This window comes from Alphaproteobacteria bacterium (genome assembly GCA_017302575.1).
GTDB lineage: Bacteria > Pseudomonadota > Alphaproteobacteria > Rickettsiales > UBA3002 > JAFLDD01.
The window spans coordinates 426,180-446,072 of the sequence record JAFLDD010000001.1; the positions used below are offsets into that span (position 1 = coordinate 426,180).

18 protein-coding genes, 1 tRNA gene and 1 rRNA gene are annotated in these 19,893 nt (G+C 48.6%); 17 read left to right on the forward strand and 3 right to left on the reverse strand.

Annotated features, from left to right (window positions below):
* The first annotated feature begins 15 nt into the window (after positions 1-15).
* The 3 genes from J0M34_02170 to J0M34_02180 are packed head-to-tail and all read left to right on the forward strand — an operon-like array spanning position 16 to position 3,402.
* Positions 16-2,040, forward strand: coding sequence for a hypothetical protein (locus J0M34_02170; GenBank protein MBN8543051.1), 2,025 nt, complete (start codon positions 16-18; stop codon positions 2,038-2,040).
* A 52-nt stretch (positions 2,041-2,092) separates the two neighbouring features.
* Complete coding sequence (gene elbB / locus J0M34_02175) at positions 2,093-2,770, forward strand: isoprenoid biosynthesis glyoxalase ElbB (protein ID MBN8543052.1); 678 nt, start codon at positions 2,093-2,095, stop codon at positions 2,768-2,770.
* Positions 2,767-3,402 (forward strand): hypothetical protein, encoded by a 636-nt coding sequence (locus J0M34_02180; protein ID MBN8543053.1) that lies wholly within the window; start codon positions 2,767-2,769, stop codon positions 3,400-3,402. The genes elbB and J0M34_02180 overlap by 4 nt, the downstream gene beginning before the upstream one ends.
* Position 3,403: 1 nt before the next feature.
* Here J0M34_02180 and fumC read toward each other — a convergent pair whose 3' ends face one another.
* The gene (fumC, locus tag J0M34_02185) at positions 3,404-4,816 is read right to left on the reverse strand and encodes a class II fumarate hydratase (protein MBN8543054.1); all 1,413 of its coding nucleotides are present in this window, start codon (positions 4,814-4,816) and stop codon (positions 3,404-3,406) included.
* A 39-nt stretch (positions 4,817-4,855) separates the two neighbouring features.
* Between fumC and J0M34_02190 the strand changes: the two genes are divergently transcribed.
* The 3 genes from J0M34_02190 to J0M34_02200 all read left to right on the forward strand — a co-directional run bounded on the left by J0M34_02190 (position 4,856) and on the right by J0M34_02200 (position 8,092).
* Entirely contained in the window at positions 4,856-5,473 is a 618-nt protein-coding gene (locus J0M34_02190) for a DNA-3-methyladenine glycosylase 2 family protein (protein MBN8543055.1), read from the forward strand.
* A gap of 70 nt (positions 5,474-5,543) precedes the next feature.
* A complete protein-coding gene (locus tag J0M34_02195) occupies positions 5,544-6,713 on the forward strand; it encodes a hypothetical protein (protein ID MBN8543056.1) in 1,170 nt (389 codons plus the stop codon).
* 59 nt (positions 6,714-6,772) lie between these two features.
* Positions 6,773-8,092: an adenylosuccinate lyase gene (locus tag J0M34_02200; GenBank protein MBN8543057.1), complete on the forward strand. Its 1,320-nt coding sequence runs from the start codon at positions 6,773-6,775 to the stop codon at positions 8,090-8,092.
* Here the strand turns inward: J0M34_02200 and J0M34_02205 are convergent.
* Entirely contained in the window at positions 8,040-8,627 is a 588-nt protein-coding gene (locus tag J0M34_02205) for a VUT family protein (GenBank protein ID MBN8543058.1), read from the reverse strand. The genes J0M34_02200 and J0M34_02205 overlap by 53 nt on opposite strands.
* Here J0M34_02205 and J0M34_02210 point away from each other — a divergent pair.
* From J0M34_02210 to J0M34_02225, 4 genes are all read left to right on the forward strand, one after another.
* Complete coding sequence (locus tag J0M34_02210; protein ID MBN8543059.1) at positions 8,617-9,033, forward strand: HIT domain-containing protein; 417 nt, start codon at positions 8,617-8,619, stop codon at positions 9,031-9,033. The two genes, J0M34_02205 and J0M34_02210, sit on opposite strands and share 11 nt — an antisense overlap.
* A gap of 43 nt (positions 9,034-9,076) precedes the next feature.
* Positions 9,077-9,151: transfer RNA gene (locus tag J0M34_02215), tRNA-Met, on the forward strand.
* A 54-nt stretch (positions 9,152-9,205) separates the two neighbouring features.
* Positions 9,206-9,985 carry a 3-hydroxybutyrate dehydrogenase gene (locus J0M34_02220; protein MBN8543060.1) on the forward strand — a complete coding sequence of 260 codons (780 nt, stop codon included), beginning with the start codon at positions 9,206-9,208 and terminating at the stop codon, positions 9,983-9,985.
* A complete protein-coding gene (locus J0M34_02225) occupies positions 9,985-11,073 on the forward strand; it encodes a patatin-like phospholipase family protein (GenBank protein MBN8543061.1) in 1,089 nt (362 codons plus the stop codon). The genes J0M34_02220 and J0M34_02225 overlap by 1 nt, the downstream gene beginning before the upstream one ends.
* On the opposite strand, the gene radC is transcribed toward J0M34_02225, so the two are convergent.
* Entirely contained in the window at positions 11,051-11,731 is a 681-nt protein-coding gene (gene radC, locus J0M34_02230; protein ID MBN8543062.1) for a DNA repair protein RadC, read from the reverse strand. The two genes, J0M34_02225 and radC, sit on opposite strands and share 23 nt — an antisense overlap.
* Positions 11,732-11,781: 50 nt before the next feature.
* Here radC and J0M34_02235 point away from each other — a divergent pair, with 50 nt between their 5' ends.
* The 7 genes from J0M34_02235 to J0M34_02265 all read left to right on the forward strand — a co-directional run bounded on the left by J0M34_02235 (position 11,782) and on the right by J0M34_02265 (position 19,858).
* Positions 11,782-12,855 carry a pentapeptide repeat-containing protein gene (locus J0M34_02235; GenBank protein MBN8543063.1) on the forward strand — a complete coding sequence of 358 codons (1,074 nt, stop codon included), beginning with the start codon at positions 11,782-11,784 and terminating at the stop codon, positions 12,853-12,855.
* A 63-nt stretch (positions 12,856-12,918) separates the two neighbouring features.
* The gene (locus J0M34_02240) at positions 12,919-13,467 is read left to right on the forward strand and encodes a TIGR00730 family Rossman fold protein (protein ID MBN8543064.1); all 549 of its coding nucleotides are present in this window, start codon (positions 12,919-12,921) and stop codon (positions 13,465-13,467) included.
* 19 nt (positions 13,468-13,486) lie between these two features.
* Positions 13,487-14,464 carry a methyltransferase domain-containing protein gene (locus J0M34_02245; protein MBN8543065.1) on the forward strand — a complete coding sequence of 326 codons (978 nt, stop codon included), beginning with the start codon at positions 13,487-13,489 and terminating at the stop codon, positions 14,462-14,464.
* A gap of 64 nt (positions 14,465-14,528) precedes the next feature.
* The gene (locus J0M34_02250; protein ID MBN8543066.1) at positions 14,529-15,380 is read left to right on the forward strand and encodes a hypothetical protein; all 852 of its coding nucleotides are present in this window, start codon (positions 14,529-14,531) and stop codon (positions 15,378-15,380) included.
* Positions 15,377-15,577 (forward strand): hypothetical protein, encoded by a 201-nt coding sequence (locus J0M34_02255; GenBank protein MBN8543067.1) that lies wholly within the window; start codon positions 15,377-15,379, stop codon positions 15,575-15,577. The genes J0M34_02250 and J0M34_02255 overlap by 4 nt, the downstream gene beginning before the upstream one ends.
* 369 nt (positions 15,578-15,946) lie before the next feature.
* Positions 15,947-17,423 (forward strand): 16S ribosomal RNA (locus tag J0M34_02260).
* Between the two features lie 422 nt (positions 17,424-17,845).
* Positions 17,846-19,858, forward strand: coding sequence for a hypothetical protein (locus tag J0M34_02265; GenBank protein ID MBN8543068.1), 2,013 nt, complete (start codon positions 17,846-17,848; stop codon positions 19,856-19,858).
* Positions 19,859-19,893: the final 35 nt, after the last annotated feature.

Genomic DNA, 19,893 nt, shown 5'->3' on the forward strand with positions numbered 1-19,893 from the left:
TGAGGAGAACTCTATTTGAGTGACGAACCTACAGTTCCGCCTACCGTGACCCCGCAGGTTGAAAAACCTGAGGATGAACAAGGTAATGATGTACGCGTAGAAGAAACCACATCGTCTGACGGAAAAACATCCGCGCCGCGATCGGAATCTACAAGTGCATATGAAGAATACCTTTTCGGTGGCGGTGCACTAAAGCAAGGTGCAAAGAATCTTGCGTGGAGCGATACGACCAATGGTCGTATTGCGATTCGTATTGTCTCGCGCGGATTATTCGGCGCAGCAGCATTTGCAATTGGTAGCCGCTACGCAAACATGAATTTGCAAGGATACGAAGCTCATCAATGGGATAAATCAAAACCACTTCATTGGGTGGCTAAGGGATTTGATACCGTTTTTGGTGAACCAATCAAATTCGGTGTGCGTGGTGCGGCAAAGCTATTGGGTGGTAATGCTGACGCGTGGGAATATTCGGCGACGCGCTTCCGCACAAAAGCTTATTTTTATAAAGATGATCCAACACATCGCATGGGACGCAGCCTTGGTACGGAGATTACATCGGTAAGTTTCGACTTCTCCTGTATGTCGTTGGGAGACGCGCTTGCGCGTAACGTGATTCAGGTATTGGACCCGAATATTGAGAAACCATGGATTAAAGATGGAAAATTCAATGCGGGTGAGTGGGCGAAAGCGGTAGGCCGTGCAACGTGGCGTTCTGTTAGTAAGAACGCGGGCGAGGACTGGGCAGTCGCATTACCATACGTTTACTTTATGAAATGGCAGCGCCAAGCGATTGCGCGTATGTTCCCTGGTTCGAAAGTGATGCTTGATAATAACTGGAATGGTGGATCGCTGATGATTAATCATAGCGGTGCTGTGATGGGTGATTATCAATTAGCGGGTGCTTTGGATTTACAGGGACGCTTCTCGACCTATAACTGGTTCACCTTGATGTATCGTGATGCCTATGATGCGATTCACCGCAATTTCACGCAATGGTCGAAAGATGGCTATAAGGTTGATTTCCAGTCGTCTGATCGTCCTGTAGAAGAGTTTATTGGTTCGGTTGGCCAAACTTTACGCTACACCATGAAGAGCTTTATCAAGGCGAACCTTTATATGCAGCCTGCGGTGCCATTCTTCTGGATGTTCCGCACACCCCAAAGCAAGTGGAAAGCTTCACCCGTATGCCCAGACCACCCGTCAGGATTTGGTGTTCCAGAAACTGAACCGAACGTGAATGCTAATAAAGGTACTCTAGAAAGTTACCAGAGCAATTTCGACCGTACCAAGAATAAGTTTCTCCAGAAAGATTGGGCGGGCAATGTCATTAAGGAAGGTACGGATGTATTCCTGGGTGAGAACAAGCTGAAAGCGGCTGATTACGATCCATTTGCAATGAAGAACCAGAAGAATTTGTTCTCATTGATGCTGAATCCATTTGGTTGGATATCGTATAAAACAGGTTCTGCGCTTATTAAAGCTGTGGAGCAGCCTATTTTCAAAGGCATGGATTATTCGGCGGGTGCTGGTGGCAAATGGGCTACGGGCTTGTCGAAATTTGTTGGTGTGAATTCAAAAGACCGTGCGATGACCTTGCGTAGTTTCGTGGACGCTTCGTTTGCATACACACCTTATTTTGCGGCTAAAGCGGAGCTGGGCTTGCGTGTAGATGACAGGCCAGCAGGCGGCGGCTTGGGTGAAATGGATAAAGCGATTTATGGTCTGATTGATAGCGTTGGTACATTCAAATTCAAAGATTCAGGAAAATATTTACGCCGTGTTGCTGACTTGGTGATGGATGTGCCAAACAAAGACGCGCAAATGCGCGAAGCGGATCCCACGACTACTCACGCAGTTGGTGATGGTTCGTTTACGCCTGCACGTAATAAACAGCCTAAAACACGTGTTGAAAAATCCAGTATTGTTGAGCAGCACAAGCAGACACTGAGCGGCAAGACCGAAGAGAAAGACTGGAAAGGCTTTATCGCAGACAAGCGAGAAGCAGCGCAGATATTGCCTGATCACCCCACTGTGCAGTAGCCATTGCATTTTACACCTCTAAGACTAAACTTAGCCTCTCAAGAGGGGTGTTATGGTAAAGGCTGCGGTGATTCTTTCAGGGTGTGGTTATCTCGATGGTGCAGAAATTCGTGAGTCTGTGCTGGCGCTATTGGCGTTAGACCAGCAAGGTGCAGAAGTGCATATTTTTGCACCTGATATCGCGCAGATGCATGTGGTTGATCATGTAGCCAGATCTCCCGTTGATGGTACGCGTAATGTGCTGCAAGAGGCTGCTCGTATTGCGCGCAGCGATGTAAAAGCACTCTCACTTTTAGATATGAAGGGTTTCGATCTGCTGGTGATCCCAGGCGGATTTGGTGTTGCCAAAAACCTTTCGGACTTGGCGATTAAAGGTGCGCAAGCTGCTATTTTGCCTGATTTCCAGCGCGTGATTGATTCAGCATACGCACAGAAAAAGCCAATTGCAGCGATTTGTATCGCTCCCGCAGTGTTGTCGTTGGCGCTTAAAAATAAAGGCATTACCGTAACGATTGGTGAAGATGCGGGCACTGCCGAAGTGATTCAATCAAGCGGCAATAATCACCAGAACTGTGCGAGCGATTCCTGTGTGGTGGATGATGCTAACCATATCGTGACGTGCAGCGCTTATATGCGCGAGGACACATTAAGTGCGATTGCCAAGGGAATTGATGCATGTATTCGTACAGCAGTGACAATGGCAAAAAACCAACGTAAAGTCGCTGCATGAGATTTTTTTCTATTACATGTGCCGCCTTGTTGATGAGCAGTAGTGCTTTTGCGCAGGCCTATAAACCTGTCTGCGTTCCGACCCATCTTCTGCCACCAGCAAATTACCCAGGCGCAGAGGCGATTCCGCCAGGTAATAATTTAGTCATGCCTGCTGGTAAGTCGATCGAAGCGGAGGGGCAAAAATTGATTTTGACGGGGCGCGTGCTTGATAATCATTGTATGCCTATCAAGGATGCGACGATAGAAATATGGCAGGCAAATCCTTTTGGCCGCTATGTGCTTGCAACGCGTGCAGACCTTATGACGCCAGCGCCAACATTTGCAGGGGCGGGGCGGGGCTATACCAGCAATATGGGTGAATTTATTTTTACCACGCTGTTTCCCTCAGGCGTTGAAAAGCGCGCACCCTTCATTGGTGTAAGGGTAAAGGCACATGATATGAAGCCATTCACCACGCAGATTTTCTTTGCCAATGATGGGCGCAATACAACGGATCCTGTGTATGCAAAGCTGAAGGGTGATGCTGCGCGTACCGTAACCATTTCCATGCGCCCGCTTAGTGGCGTCAATGGCTACATCGGAACGATTGATATCGTGCTGCCTGAAAAAGCGAAGTACGTAAGCTATTAATCTATTTTGGCGCGATCATATCTTCAGGCCGCACCCATTTATCGAAGTCTGCTTCACTGAGTAATCCCAGTTCCATTGCGGCTTGTTTCAGGGTTTTGCCTTCTTTATGCGCCTTTTTAGCGGCTTTGGCGGCGTTGTCGTAACCGATATGTGGGTTGAGCGATGTCACCAACATCAGCGATTCGTTGAGTAACTGTTGAATACGTGCTTCGTTTGCTTCGATGCCCACGACGCAATTATCCGCAAAGCTATTGCACGCATCCGCAATCAATTTAATGGATTGCAGCACGTTGTAGATGATGACGGGTTTGAATACGTTGAGTTCAAAGTGGCCATTCGAGCCCGCGATGGTGACGGTGGTATGATTACCCATCACTTGCGCGCAAACCATGGTCATTGCTTCAGATTGGGTAGGGTTCACTTTGCCAGGCATAATCGAGCTGCCGGGTTCGTTTTCAGGTAACGAAATCTCGCTGATACCGCAACGTGGGCCTGAGCCAAGCAGGCGGATATCATTGGCGATTTTCATGAGTGATACGGCGATAGTGTTCAATGCGCCAGATAGCTCAACCAAAGCATCATGTGCAGCAAGTGCTTCAAATTTATTTGGTGCAGTGACGAATGGCAGCTTGGTGATTGCGGCAACTTCTTTGGCAAACGCTGTATCAAAACCTATTTTTGCATTCAGGCCAGTGCCAACGGCAGTGCCGCCCTGCGCTAATTGATACAAGCGTGGTAGAGTGTTTTTTACACGTTCAATGCTGTATTCGAGCTGTGTGGCGTAGCCTGAGAATTCTTGACCTAAGGTCAAAGGCGTTGCGTCCATCATGTGCGTGCGGCCGATCTTTACAATTTTCTCGAAGGCTTTCGATTTCTTGGCAAGCGCTTGATGCAAATGCGTCAGCGCGGGAATCAGTGCGTGGTGCACTTGCTCGACGGCGGCGATATGCATCGCGGTTGGGAAGGAGTCGTTCGAGCTTTGCCCCATATTCACGTGGTCGTTTGGGTGAACTGGTTTTTTCGAGCCCATTACACCACCTAGAATCTCAATAGCGCGATTGCTCACCACTTCATTGATATTCATGTTGGTTTGCGTGCCCGAGCCCGTTTGCCATACTACGAGGGGGAAATGGTCGTTGAGTTTGCCTTCCATCACTTCGCTAGCGGCGGTGATCATCGCTTCACCGATTTTCTTATCAAGCCCAGCGATTTGCATATTCACTTTTGCGGCGGCGTATTTCAAAACGCCTAGTGCGCGGATGAGTGGCTTTGGCATCGTTTCGCCGCCGATTTTGAAATTCATCAGCGAGCGCGCAGTCTGCGCACCCCAATATTTGTTGTTAGGAACGGCGATTTCGCCAAAACTATCCGTTTCCATGCGGGTTGCGGTATTGAGTTTTTCTGCTGCGGACATTATGCTCTCCCTTGTTTTACGCATACATAAACGGAAATCATGAAAGCTCAAGATTGGAATAAGGCAAAAGCGCATTTACGCACAGTTTGTCCGACGATGCGGCGGATTATCGACAATCATCCCGAAGGGAAGCTCACCGCGCGGCCTGATGGCTTCTATACGTTGTTACGTGCGATTGTTGGGCAGCAAATTTCAGTCAAGGCGGCGGATTCCATCTGGAAGCGCCTTGAGGCAAAAGTGAAGCCCCTAAGCCCAGAAAAGCTTGCAAAAACGCGTATATCGACGTTGCATTCGATTGGTCTGTCGGAGCAAAAAGCCCATTATGCAAAGAATGTTGCGGCGTTTTATCTCAAGCACCCACGCCATGCGGATGGCTGGAGTGAGCATGAGGACGATGCCATCATAAAGCAGCTTACTGAAATCAAGGGGATTGGTCGGTGGACGGCAGAAATGTTCCTTATGTTTCATACAGTTAGGCCTGATGTGCTGCCCTTAGGCGACTTGGGGTTGCTGAAGGCCATTGACCTGCATTACCCCACCAAACGCCCGCGTAAAAAGGCGCATTATGAGCAAGTTGCTGAAGCGTGGAAGCCTTATCGCACGGTGGCGACATGGTATCTCTGGCGCTCCCTCGACCCCGTGCCAGTGGCCTATTAAGCCCTAGTATTCTTCTATATTTTTCCAAGGCTGTCATCAAACTGTCATATGGAAATGGTAGTTTTGGGATATGGAAGATGAAGAAGTAGAAACAACGAGTGTGTCTTCGACCGAAGCAAGGATTTGGGTAGAGACGCTTGCTGCATTGGTAGGAGATGACCCATCAGCTACGGCTGATCGTCTTGTGCCAGAAGGTGGCGATTTACCTAACATTGCTGCTGTCCTAAGTTATGCAAGTGAGCATCGCAGCGTAATTGCGCAGCGCCTTCGTCCAGAGAATATTGGCCAGTTATCGGCCACACAACGTGCAGCGTTAGAGCGCTTTCTTGAGTATCTCGAGTACGTAGAGGATTTAAGTGCTGAACAAGCCGTTCGTGATGAACAATTGCGCCGCGCATTGACTGAGTACAATGAAGACTTTGATGGCGACCCTGTTGGCAATTTTATACAAGAATTTATCTTGTTTTTTGCGCGGCTTTTTGGATTGGAAGATAAAGCAAGAGGCTTGTTTGATGTTGCTGAACCAGCACCAGAATCTGCGCCATTTACTCCAGCCCCAAGATTTGACGCGACGGCCATTTTAGGAGAGCAAAATAGCATTCCTCGCGGAGGTGTTGATGGTCACTATCGCCTCATGACTGTTGCTCGCAATTCTGGGGCAGGCATATTATCGGCCGAGATGGTGCTTGTTGCGCCAGATGGAAGTGTTGCTGCACGTTATGATATGCGTAGCGGTGGTGCTGGTAGAGGATCATTGCCTGGATTAGACGATGTTGATGCGTCTCGCGCGGACAGTCCGGTGACCGCTGAATACAGAATCAACTGGAATGATGTTCGCATCAATCGCCGTGAGCGCGCAATGCGCTATAGTGACGGAACCCTTGGATATTCGTTTACGCTTGAAAATTCTTCAAATATTGCCGCTATTGGCGGCGCTGGCAGGAATTACTTCAGAATTCATCCTCAAGGCACAGGCGGTGCTGGAACTGCTGGATGCCTTGAATTTTCTGATGATGCGGCAGCACGCCATTTCTATCAAATGATGATGTCTCTACCAGAAAATCAACGTCCTCAAAGTTTAGAAGTGCTAAATGCGCGCAATCTTGAACCAGCAACTAGCCGTATGGCATTTGCTCAGGTAGATGGCATTGACGATATTGGTGGCCCTAATCTTTCTTCTTTGACAGCTGCTGCTGCAAGCTTGGTTAGAACTTTGAGTCCTATCTCTGCTTTGGGCTAATCCCCCCTTGTTCCCAACGATTTTTGCGCTATGGTATTGGCCTTCATAAAGGAAACGCCATGATACCACGCTATTCACGCCCTGAGATGGTCGCTATTTGGGACCCTTCTACGAAATTTCAAATCTGGTTCGATATTGAAGCCCATGCGGCGGATGCAATGGCCGAGCTGGGTGTGATTCCCAAAGCGGCTGCTAAAAAAATCTGGGCGAAAGCACCCAAGAAATATGATGCGAAAGCAATTGCGCGTATTGATGCGATTGAAGCCGTCACCAAGCACGACGTGATTGCATTCCTCACCTATGTTTCCGAACAAGTGGGCGAGGAGGCGCGTTTCCTGCACCAAGGTATGACGAGCTCCGATGTGCTTGATACCTGCTTCTCTGTTCAACTGACACGCGCGAGTGATGTGCTGCTTGCGGGATTGGATAGAGTGTTGGCCGCACTTAAAAAGCGTGCGTATGAAACCAAGAACCTTCCCGCAATGGGGCGTAGCCACGGCATTCATGCCGAGCCTGTGACCATGGGGCTAAAATTTGCACGCTTCTATGCAGAGTTTGAGCGTAATAAAAAGCGCCTTCTTGCGGCGCGTGATGAAGTCGCTGTGTGTGCAATTTCTGGCGCGGTGGGCACTTTCGCTAACATCAACCCTAAGGTGGAAGCGCATGTGGCGAAAAAGCTTGGATTGAAGGTGGAGCCAATTTCAACGCAGGTGATTCCGCGTGATCGCTATGCTGCTTACTTTGCTACGCTTGGCGTTATTGCGTCCTCGATTGAGAATATTGCCACTGAAGTGCGCCACTTGCAGCGCACTGAGGTGCTGGAGGCTGAAGAGTTCTTCAGCAAAGGCCAAAAGGGTTCGTCGGCCATGCCGCACAAACGCAACCCTGTGCTCTCGGAAAACCTCTGCGGTCTCGCGCGCATCGTGCGTATGTCCGTCATTCCCGCGATGGAGAATGTCGCGCTGTGGCATGAGCGTGATATTTCGCATTCGTCGGTGGAGCGTATGATCGGGCCCGATGCGACCGTGACGTTGGATTTTGCGTTACATCGCCTTGCAGGTCTTGTGGAAAACTTAGTGGTTTATTCTGAACGTCTATCCAAGAATCTTAATCAAATGGGCGGATTGGTTTTCTCTCAACGCGTTCTACTTGCGCTTACCCAAAAGGGTGTTAGTCGCGAAAATTCCTATACGCTTGTTCAGCGTAATGCCATGAAGGTATGGGAGCATGGGAAGGATTTTCTGACCGAGCTCAATGCCGATAAGGACGTGCGCAAGGCGCTTTCTGCTAAAGATCTCGAATCGCTATTCGATATTAAATATCACACTAAACACGTGGACGAAATTTTTTCACGGGTGTTTGGCCGAGCGAAGCGTTGATCACGGCTTCTTTCTTTTCGTTATAGCGAACGATTCGATACACGATGTAGGCACCAAACATTTTGCTGGCGATGGATGTCAGCATAGTGCTGTAGCTGAAGATGCCGGGCACCACCATATTTGCGCCCATTAGGAATACAGCCGTATCAACGGGTGCGGAAACCGCGCTGGAAATCAGTACGCGTGTGGAAAATTTACGCTTGGTGAAATTATACACGCACCAGTCAACAAACTCACTGATAGCGAAGGCGAGGCCGCTATAAATGGCGATTTCAGGGCCTGCCATTTTGTAAGAGATAATCACGCCGATGATGAGTGGTATGAATACCAAATTGCCGATATCGCGTTGCACGAAGTCGCGGAATACTAATACCAAGCCCGTCACTACCGCGAATGGCGCCCATTGCCCGCCATCAGGCATGGGGATGGTTGGGACATGCGCAAACGACCAGTTGACGATAGGGATAATCGCCACGTACACATAGGCCCAAGGCGAGCGCAGTATTTTTTTGAGGGTGCGTAAAATGACGTTCATATTGGACCGCAGGCTAGAATCAGATTCATTACGTGTCACGCAACTTTCGCTTTGTGAGGTGCGTTTGATGAACAACAAAATGTTTCCGTGGCTTTTACTCATCCCTAAACGGGAAAATGTAAGTGAATGGATTGATTTAAGCCGCGAGGACCAGCACCAGCTTTCCGATGAGATCGCCATTGTCTCGCACCTATTTCAGGCTTTGGTGACGCCCGATAAGCTTAATATTGCGGCGCTTGGTAACCAAGTTCCGCAGCTTCATGTGCACCTTATTGCCCGCTATAAGGGCGACAAAGCATGGCCAAACCCTGTGTGGGGGGCAGCTAGTGAGCCTTACAGCGAGGAAGAATCGCGCCGTTTTATCTATGATCTAAAAACCGCTATCGACAGTGTTCAGGCGGCTTGACAGCCGAAAAGAAATGGTTAGTGTCGCGCCCTCACGTGAGTGTGGCTCGGTAGCTCAGTGGTAGAGCAGGGGAATCATAATCCCTTGGTCGGGTGTTCAAATCACCCTCGAGCCACCAACATTGCATCCTCCCCGATTTTATCTATATTGCCTCCAGCACAGGAGAGGCTTCATGACAAACAAAACAGCTATCGTTACGGGTTCCACGTCTGGCATTGGTTTGGGCATTGCCCATGCGCTTGCAGGTGCTGGCTATAATATCGTGTTCAATGGTTTCGGCGATAAAGCAGAAATCACCAAGTTGGTGCAGGACACCGCAACGAAGTATGGCGTGAAGACCGATTATTCTGCCGCAGATATGAGTAAGCCTGCAGAGATTGCGGCTATGGTAACGGACGCTGAAAAGAAATTCGGTTCAGTGGATGTGCTGGTCAATAATGCGGGCATTCAGCATACCGCGCCTGTTGAGGAATTCCCCACCGAGAAGTGGGATGCCATTATCGCCATTAATTTGAGTGCAGCATTTCATGCAACCAAGGCGGCGCTGCCGGGCATGAAGGCGCGCAAATGGGGTCGAATCATCAACATCGCCTCGGCGCATGGATTGGTGGCTTCAGCGAATAAAGCGGCGTATGTCGCGGCAAAGCACGGGATTGTTGGCCTCACCAAAGTCGTGGCGCTTGAGAACGCACAGATCGGCATTACTTGCAACGCGATTTGCCCTGGTTGGGTGCTCACGCCACTCGTGCAAAAGCAAATCGAAGATAAAGCGAAAGCTAATAACTGCACGATTGAGAAAGCAACAGAAGAGCTTCTGGAAGCAAAAGAGCCAAGCATGAAGTTCTCAACACCTGAACAATTGGGTGCGCTTGCAGTATTCCTTTGCTCGGAAGGCGCGGCGAATATGACGGGAACTTCACTTAGCCACGATGGTGGTTGGACGGCGCAATAATGGTCGCTAAGCCAAAATCTAAACCCAAAAAAATAAACCTCGCACTGCAAGGTGGTGGCGCTCATGGCGCTTATACATGGGGCGTGCTTGATAGGCTGCTCGATGAAAAGGACATTGTGTTTGAGGGTATCAGTGGCACGTCGGCGGGCGCAATGAATGCGGTGATATTGGCGGATGGTTATTCTAAAGGTGGCCGCAAAAAAGCCAAAGAGCAGCTTCGTGATTTTTGGCAAGAAGTGAGCCATTGTAGCGGTGTATTCAGTCCCATTCAAAAGTTTGACACTGAGCAAGCCAAGCAATTTAACTTCGGCTGGAATTTCGCGGCAAGTTGGCTGGATGCGGTTTCACGGACCTTCTCGCCTTATGAGTTAAACCCGATGAATGTGAACCCTCTGCGCGATATTTTAGAGCGCATGGTGGATTGGGACAGATTACATCGCGATGGCGGCATCCACCTTTTTGTTACGGCAACCAATGTGCAGCTTGGCCAACCGCGAGTGTTCTCGTGCGAAGAAATAACGCTGGATGTATTGTTGGCGTCTGCGTGTATTCCGTTCCTGTTTCAGGCGGTGGAAATTGAGGGTGAGCCTTATTGGGATGGTGGCTATATGGGCAATCCATCCATTTGGCCGCTCATTTATAAAACGCATTGCGATGATATTTTGCTTGTGCAAATCAATCCGCTCGAGCGGGCTGGAACGCCGATGCGCTCGATGGAAATCATCGATAGGCTGAATGAAATCAGCTTTAATTCGAGCCTTGTTTCTGAAATGCGCGCGATCAATTTCGTGAAAAAGCTCATCGACAAGGGCAAGCTGGATGACAGGGAATATAAAAACATCCGCATGCACATGATTTTCTCGCCAGATGCCATGCATGGTATGACGGCTAGCACCAAGCTGACGGCGAATTGGGAGTTTTTCCAATTCCTGCATGGTGTGGGCTATGAGTTGGCGGATCAATGGTTGAAAGAAAACAAAGCTGCAATTGGGAAAAAGGCGACGCTGGATATTGATAAGGTGTTCCTTGCCAAAAAACACCACCCTAAAACGTCGCGTGAGCGCGCTAAATCAGCCCAAAGCTCTTAAACGAATAGTGGCCGTTTTCGGTGATGATGACATGGTCATGCACCTCGATACCTACAGTTTTTGCAGCCTCAACAATCTTTTTGGTCATATCGATATCGGCTTTGGAGGGGCTTGGGTCGCCGCTTGGGTGATTATGCAGCAGGATAATAGCAGAAGCATGTAATTCCAAAGCGCGTTTGATAATTTCGCGCGGATAAACGGGCGTATGATTCACGGTGCCTTCCTGCATAACCTCATCCGCAATGAGTGCGTGGCGGTTGTTTAGGAACAAGACGCGGAACTGTTCGATCTTCTCTTTGCCCATGCTGAGGCGGCAATAATCCATCAGCGCGGTCCAGCTTTGGATGATGGGTTTATCCTCGATACTGGACTTAAGTAGTCGCGCAGATGCCACACGTATGGTTTTAAGCGAGCTAATGACCGCGTCGCCCACCTCATCAACCTTGCGTAGCTCGGCTTCTGAGGCGTAGATTAACTTATCAAAGGTGCCGAAAATCTTTAACAGGCGCTTGGCGAGGGGTTTAACGTCACCTCGCGGCTTGGCAGCGAACAAAATTAGTTCTAATAATTCATAGTCTGGGAGATCATCGCCCGATGCTAATAGAAACCGTTCACGCAGCCTCTGGCGATGGCCAAGATAATGTTGCTCTTCTGTCATACGAGGAGTTTGTTCCGCAATCTGTTTTGAGGCACGATAAAAAGAAACGCATGGGAATGCAACTACAGGTAATTGTCGAGCAGCATTTATTATGGCTCGAGTCAGACGGCGTGGAAGGCAAGCGTGCCAATTTCCGTGGCGTTGACTTGTCGGGTGAAGAATTCCCTGCAGTTCAATTGTCGCAAGCGTCATTCCGCAACGCGATACTGGATGGTGCATGCTTCAACGGCACCTTGCTTGAGGACGCGGATTTCTCTGAAGCGCGATGCCATGACACGGTATTTGAAAGCTGCATTATGTTGCGTGCGTTGTTTTCGCGCGCCGACTTGGTTGGCACGCGTTTTCTGGCCTGCCATTTGGAGAAGGTAAATTTTCTTCAAGCAAAAGCACCAACCATTCGTTTCCATGACTGCCATATGATGGCGGCGAATTTCCGTGAAGCTGTGCTGAATGGTGCTGAAATAGCACGTTCACAGATGCAGGAAGTGGCCTTGCGAGCGGTGGCAATGCACCAAGCGCGCGTAAAAGAAACGTCGCTTGAGAATGCGGATTGCCGTGAAGCAGACTTTAACGGCAGCACATTTCACAGCGTTGTGTGGCAGGGTGCTAGCTGTAAGAACGCCAAGTTTGATGGCGTGCTGCTCGAAAACAGCGATTTGACTGCTGCCGAGGATTTGGCACCAAGCGCGCTTGGGCACACTGAGAAGACCGTTAAGTCGCAACTGGACGAACAAAAGAAAGAGCTGCAACGCGAGGCAGTGCGCCTTGATGCGCTTCGCACTGAATTGCGCGCAGAGCGCAAAAATCTGGATGCAGTATGGCAAAGCCTGAATACTGAAAAAGCGCAATGGGGCAATACGGGTACGGATATTACCAAATATGCGGCACGCCTGCGTGCGATTTCGGCGGGTTGGTTCATGGTAACTGCAGGCCTTGCGACATTGGTTGCTTATCAGGTGAGCCGCTTGGGTTGGGGTAGCCTTAACATGGTCGAGATAGGCTTGGTGCTTGGCCTTTCGGCGGTGGTGCTTGGTTTGCATATTAAAGCGGCCATTACTTCTTATCAGGCTTCCGAGCGTTTGCGTGCTTTGTTAGACTCTGACGAAGCGTCTGAGGCTGAATAGTTGCAAATCGGCTTTATTCCCTTATATTTCCCAGCAATATTAAAAAACAACTAAGGAACAATTATGCATTTTGACTCTGTATGTGTGTTTTGCGGTGCGCAGCGTGCGGTCGCGACGGAACATTTGGAATTAGCGAATCGCTTTGGCGCGAATCTCGCAAAGAATAATCGTAAGCTTGTTTATGGTGGCGGCGATTGCGGCCTCATGGGTGAAGTTGCTAACGGCGCATTAAATGGCAAGGGTTATGTGATTGGCGTTTTCCCACGTCACCTGAATCGCATTGAAGTGGAGCATAAAGGCTTAAGCCGCATGTTCCTCGTGGATTCTATGCACGAGCGCAAATTCATTATGTATCAAAACTCGGACGTGTTCGTGATTCTGCCAGGCGGTTTCGGCACGCTCGATGAAATGTTTGAAGTGATCACATGGCGCCAAATTGAACTGCACACCAAGCCAGTCATTATCTTTAACCATAATGGCTATTGGACCAAGTTGATTGAGTTGATGGAGCACATCATCAACGAGAAGTTTGCTAAGCCTAATACACGTGACTTCTTCCAAGTGGTGAATACAGAAGCAGAGCTCTACGATCTGCTGGGTATGAAGGTATAATCCATACGGGGTCATCATTATGACAGCAGCATTCTCAGTCCTCCGCCAGCCAATAACAGGGCATGTATTGCGTGAGGAAGGTGAAGCGCTGATAGCTCCAGATGGAACTTCTTATCCCATTAAAAATGGTATTCCGCGCTTCGTAGATGCCGAAAACTACGCAGATGATTTTGGTTGGCAGTGGAATAAATTTCGTCAAACGCAGCTTGATTCTTATACGGGCCTCAGCATTAGCCGTGATCGCTTAACACGCCATTTATGCGGGCACTTGGATAAGCTTCAGGGCAAGCGTGTGCTTGAGGCAGGCTCAGGGGCAGGGCGCTTTTCAGAGATATTGATTGAGGCGGGCGCGCAGCTTTGCTCTTTCGATTTAAGTAATGCTGTTGAGGCGAATGCTAAAAACAATCCGCCGTCTGATCGCTTTGTATTAGCGCAGGGCGACATCATGAAAATCCCCTTCGAACGTGCGAGTTTCGATTACGTGATTTGTATTGGCGTGGTTCAACATACGCCTGATCCTGAAGCGACCATCAAGAGCCTGTATGAAATGGTGAAGCCTGGCGGCTATTTAGTGATTGATCATTACATCGCGAATTGGCGATGGATAGTGCCACCACCAATTGGCTATGCAGTGAGAGTTTATCGTAAATATGTTCTCGCATTGCCGAGAGCTAAGCGTTTTGATGCGGTCAAAAAGATCGTTGATTTCTGGTTTCCGATTCACTGGAAATTTAAAGATTCGCGCATCATGCGCAGTATTTTGCCGCGCTTTTCACCCACTGCCTTTTATTACCATATGCTCAATTTGCGTAATCAGCAGGAGTATTATGACTGGGCATTACTTGATACCCATGATGCTCTAACGGATTATTATAAGCATCTGCGCACGGGCCCGCAGATCGAGCAGACTCTGCGAGGCATGGGGGCCGAAGAAGTGGCGATAACCCTTGCTGGCAATGGCGTTGAGGCTTTTTGCCGCAAGCCGATTAGCGGCTAGATTGATAGAGAATCGTCACTGAATCTTCATGGTAAATTAAGCATTTATCCCTTAAAACTAGGGGATGGATGATGCGCAATTGCACAGCGAAATAGATGCGTTGCGTGGGCGATTAAATATTAAAACGCCTACGGGTAAGCCGCCCAGCGCAGAACATTGGCGCGGCGTGTTAAAAGATATTTCTCCCACTCAATTCTATCAGCGTTTTGCGCGCATCGCGGGAGATAATGGCCGTGTCGTGATAGATTTGGATTTGAATAACAGTTTTGGAATAACCATCAAAGTCTATCCTCCTAATGTCGGTGAAAATCTGGATGCTGTTTCTCCGCAGCTCAAATTTAACTTTGTGCGTAGTAAGACAAATTCCGTAGAATTTCGCAGGGCTGATGTAGCCCTGGATATGCAAGATAAAGGCATAGGCGTGCCGTATGCGCGTGAATCTATTGCCTTCCTAAAAGAGTTGGGCATTGAGCGAATCAAAATCAATACCCAAGAAGTGGGTGGCTATGCCTGGGCGCGGTATGGGTTTTCACCTTACAGTGAACGTGAATGGGAATCGCTAAAGCGATCGGTTGGAAAACGTTATCATCCTGAAGAGAATCGCATTTCGTTTTATAAGGAATATATTGAAGATGAAGCGCCGCTTAGCTTTAAAATTACTGAAGGCGATAAGCAGGCGATTGACGCGTGGTTGGCTTTGCCGTTTGAGCAGCTTGAAGAAAATTTTGATAAAGTTTGTTCCCTCAATCGAGTAGTTGGGACGTATAGAGGCCACGTAATGACAGTCGGAAAAATCCTGCTTCATGGCCATAAATGGGACGGCGTGCTTTCACTAAACGACGATAGTCCTGGGTATAAAAAGTTTCAGGATTATTGCGCGGGGCGCGAGCAGAGCCGAGGAATGGGGGCGGGATGATGAATGGTTTTGAGCAATCCCTAGATAACTGGGCAAACGAAAAAGATCAGAAACTTGATAACGCCGCAGTCACGAGGCTTGTGGAGCGTGTATTGTTCTTTCGTCATGCTGGCATGCAGGATGATGTTATACAAGCCGCGCTGGGCTTGACTGGCACGGAGATGACTTTGGTGAGAAATCGCCTTGCGAACCGTTAGATTTATCCACAGTTTCTGGCCATTTGAAAAAAAACTGAAAAAAGTTGTTTTTTCTTGTTGACGGGGGGCTTTGTATTGCATATACCGCCCATCCCATTTCGATGGAACGTAGGTTTCACCGCAGCGAGTCGCGCGGCTCTGAAATCTTCTGCTGAATGAATCGTGAATAGCTTTTAAGCGCAGGTGGTGGATGTGAGTATTTTTACACACAACCGTTACCTGCATATACGCAAATGAATTAATTTATTAATTCGAACGCAAGTATGTATCGGCTAGACAGTAAGTCCTTAACGGCAAGTTTAGTTTGGTACGGTTTGTGTGAGTCTATTCAATTTCTAGATTCTACTTCGGTAGAATCTTGACGAATCAAAACATGAGAGTTTGATTCTGGCTCAGAACGAACGCTGGCGGCAGGCTTAACACATGCAAGTCGAACGCACCGCAAGGTGAGTGGCGCACGGGTGAGTAACGCGTGGGAATGTACCGTTTAGTACGGAATAGCTCCGGGAAACTGGAATTAATACCGTATACGCCCTTCGGGGGAAAGATTTATCGCTAAACGATCAGCCCGCGTGAGATTAGGTAGTTGGTGGGGTAATGGCCTACCAAGCCTACGATCTCTAGCTGGTCTGAGAGGATGATCAGCCACACTGGAACTGAGACACGGTCCAGACTCCTACGGGAGGCAGCAGTGGGGAATATTGGACAATGGGGGCAACCCTGATCCAGCCATGCCGCGTGAATGATGAAGGCCTTAGGGTTGTAAAGTTCTTTTACCGATGAAGATAATGACGGTAGTCGGAGAAAAAGCCCCGGCTAACTTCGTGCCAGCAGCCGCGGTAATACGAAGGGGGCTAGCGTTGTTCGGATTTACTGGGCGTAAAGCGTACGTAGGTGGTCGTGCAAGTCAGTGGTGAAATCCCAGAGCTTAACTCTGGAACTGCCATTGAAACTGCTCGGCTTGAATCTCAGAGGGGGTGGCGGAATTGCTAATGTAGGGGTGAAATCCGTAGATATTAGCAGGAACACCGATGGCGAAGGCAGCCACCTGGATGAGTATTGACACTGAGGTACGAAAGCGTGGGGATCAAACAGGATTAGATACCCTGGTAGTCCACGCTGTAAACGATGAATGCTAGTTGTTGGAACTTTCAGTTTCAGTGACGAAGCTAACGCATTAAGCATTCCGCCTGGGGAGTACGGTCGCAAGATTAAAACTCAAAGAAATTGACGGGGACCCGCACAAGCGGTGGAGCATGTGGTTTAATTCGAGGCAACGCGAAGAACCTTACCAGGCCTTGACATGTCCAGTTTGGAGACCAGAGATGGACTCCTTCACTTCGGGTGGCTGGAACACAGGTGCTGCATGGCTGTCGTCAGCTCGTGTCGTGAGATGTTGGGTTAAGTCCCGCAACGAGCGCAACCCTCGTCCTTAGTTGCTAACATTTAGTTGAGAACTCTAAGGAAACTGCCGGTGATAAGCTGGAGGAAGGTGGGGACGACGTCAAGTCATCATGGCCCTTACGGCCTGGGCTACACACGTGCTACAATGGCGGTGACAATGGGCAGCAATCCCGCAAGGGGGCGCGAATCTCAAAAAACCGTCTCAGTTCAGATTGTACTCTGCAACTCGAGTACATGAAGTTGGAATCGCTAGTAATCGCGGATCAGCATGCCGCGGTGAATACGTTCCCGGGTCTTGTACACACCGCCCGTCACACCATGGGAGTCGCTTCTGCCTTAAGCCGGTGAGCCAATCTGGCAGCCGTCCACGGCAGGGGTGGTGACTGGGGTGAAGTCGTAACAAGGTAGCCGTATCGGAAGGTGCGGCTGGATTACCTCCTTTCTAAGGATAGATATAGATTAACTCTTCGGAGTTTCCGTATCATCATACCTTACAGCTCATTTTCATCATCTGCGCTTAGAAGCTTTCACGAATACTGAAATACAAAAACCCCGCTAGAGCAATCTGGCGGGTTTTTTGTATTTTAAATCAGCATTTTTTGATGCTTGACCCCAAAAATCGTCTTTTTAAGCATTTTTCTGTGCATGGATTTTTTCGGGAAGTTATTTTATTGATGTTTATCAATAGGATAAAATTTACTGCAATTTTAGGCTTTAATACAATCTTAACAATTCGATGGTACCCTCAAAATACGTAGGAGTGTATCCGCCGCAAAAGGAGATGAAGCTCTGAGTGATTTGATTACAGAATTTGGAATTGGTCATGAGGCTAGGCGTGATATTGCGTCGCGAGTTGTCGCGCAAATGCATGATGAAAGTGTTTCGTTCGAGAGTGCGAATGAAAGTGGTGAGGCAATAATTATATCCGATGAGCTGGCGGCAATTGAATCTTACGCGTCTGTTTTAGGTATAGAAGTTGCGGCAGAGCAGCTTCGTGTTTCGCAAATGATTGAAGAAGCTATCAATAACATTCGCTCAATGGGTTTGGATTCAGTTGTTGAGCAAGAACTTATTCAAGCATTGCAAGGTATACGTAACCCAGCAGGTTCGCATGTATCCTTTTCGGCTGTACTATCTCGTATCAGTTATTTGATACAGCAATCCAAAACTCAAGCGGATATAGAAGCGCTCGAAGACGCTCGTGCATTGATTGCAGTGGGTGAGTATTCTGAAGCGATTGAGGCGTATCGTGCTCTTGATGCACAACGTCAAAGACTGTTTATCGAATTTATTGAGAGTGCCGCTCGAGATCCGCATAGTGATCGCACGTTAGGCTTGTTGGCCGATCAAATTAGTGGTAGCGCGCTTAACCGAGACACGATGATAAACATCATGCGTGATCAAGGTATGGGGGATGTGATTGCAGCCGATCCCCAAGCGGCTGCAGCCGTTGCTGCAGAAGATAGCCTTATGCAGCAACGATTACGTGCAGCTCGTGCACGTGCAGAGGCCGATTTGCAGGCGCAACCTAATAATCCCGAGGTGCAAGCTGCTGCTGGTGATGCACGAGTTGCTGATCGATTAGGATCTTCCACTGTCGACATGGTACAAGCCTCCGATTCGATTCTTAGATTATCACGCGGCAGACTATCACCTGATGCTGCTCGCATCATTGATGCAAGAGGACTTCGTGCATCTCTCCAGCAGGGGTTGGACATCATGAGGGGGAGTGATGATGAAGTTCGGTCAGCACGCGAAAATCCCACGGATCGCGCTTATATGGACTATGTATCGAACGTGGCCAGTTATCTTGCCGTGGAGCGTACTCTTGAGCGCATAAGAGCACGTGGGCGCGCTCCTATTAACGCAGAGCAATTAACTAATGAAATCATTAGACAAAATCCTGATGTATTCGGCCGCTCTGCTGATGTTGGCGATAACGTTCGTAGAAGACTTCACGGTGCTGTTGAGATGGGAATGCTGCAAGCAATTGCAAGACCTGAATTAGCTGTCAATCCTACTGAAACAGCTATGATGGCTGCTGCAGCTGAAGCAACGAGAAATAATTTTGCTACTAGTGCTTATGCTCGTCAAGAGCGTGGTCAAGCGATTCGTGCTACAAGAGCTGATGGTGTTAGTCGCGAATTAGAAGGTCAGATGCGTTGGATGGGTGTCAACCGTTTTGAAATGGAAATACTATCTAACGCTTATGCTGATTCAACAATACGCGGCGAAATCGGGGGATGGTTAGGTAATGACAGGAATGAGGCTAATACACAGTCTCTTATGAATGATTTATCTCGATTTGGCCTTATTTCAGGTCCAGTTAGAACCTTTGGTGAAACCAATCAAGATGTAAGGGCGGCGCTCGGTGATAATGCTATTGCTCGATTCAATACTGATACAAGCAATGATATTACGAACAATCGAGGACAAAGAGTTGCTCAGTTAGGTCTGCAAGAGACCTTGGATCTTGTAAATTTACGTAATGTTATGAACTCCGCTGGTGGTCAGGCAGCACTTGCTGCGTATATGGAAACGGGGGGCACGGGCCTAAGCACAGCAGAAATTCGCCGTGGTCTTGATTTGGTACGTTATGTAGATAATGAACATGACGGTCTAGATTCTGCTGAAATGACTAGAGTGCGCTCCATTGCGAATCTTCTTGAGCAGCCAGGCATGGAACAAAAAATTCAGCAGCAGCTTGCAGCTTTACGTCAGCAAGGTATTTCGCTTTCCATACTAGATACCGACAATAATGATCGTGTTGACAATTATGAAGTTGCAAATTCACTTGTGATGCGCGGCATTACAAGTGCTAACCAAATCAACTCTACGGCTGATTTTGCACGAAATGTGTTACCGCAGCGCGGTTAACTCTCCCCACTTGCTCGCTTCTCACTAATCCATTA